Raw genomic sequence first — 261 nt, 5'->3', positions numbered from 1 at the left:
ACTAGGCTCTGTGAATACATTCAGCATTCGCTCTTGCTTACTATCGCGATAGTCAAAAAACCAAGCATCTTGTTGTTGGTTTAATATGCGTAAAAACCCATCTTGGTTGTAGTAGGCCGCGGTTTCACGGTCGGCATAAGATGCTTGAGCTAAATCATATTGATTTTTTATGCTATTAAGTTCAGCTATAACAATTTTTTCTTGGTCTGCAGGTCGGCCATTTTCAAGCCATTCAAGCAACATTTTACTATTAGCTAGCTG

General features: G+C 39.1%; 1 protein-coding gene. It reads right to left on the bottom strand.

What is annotated here, in order from left to right; translation table 11 throughout:
- Positions 1-261: hypothetical protein (locus AAEZ09_RS28615; RefSeq protein ID WP_350601715.1), on the bottom strand; the 261-nt coding region annotated here is incomplete at both ends.

This window comes from Pseudomonas sp. 65/3-MNA-CIBAN-0223 (genome assembly GCF_040310425.1).
In the GTDB taxonomy this organism is placed as follows: domain Bacteria; phylum Pseudomonadota; class Gammaproteobacteria; order Pseudomonadales; family Pseudomonadaceae; genus Aquipseudomonas; species Aquipseudomonas gregormendelii.
The sequence above is the reverse complement of the archived record's forward strand: the minus strand, read 5'-3'. Positions and strand labels throughout refer to the sequence as shown.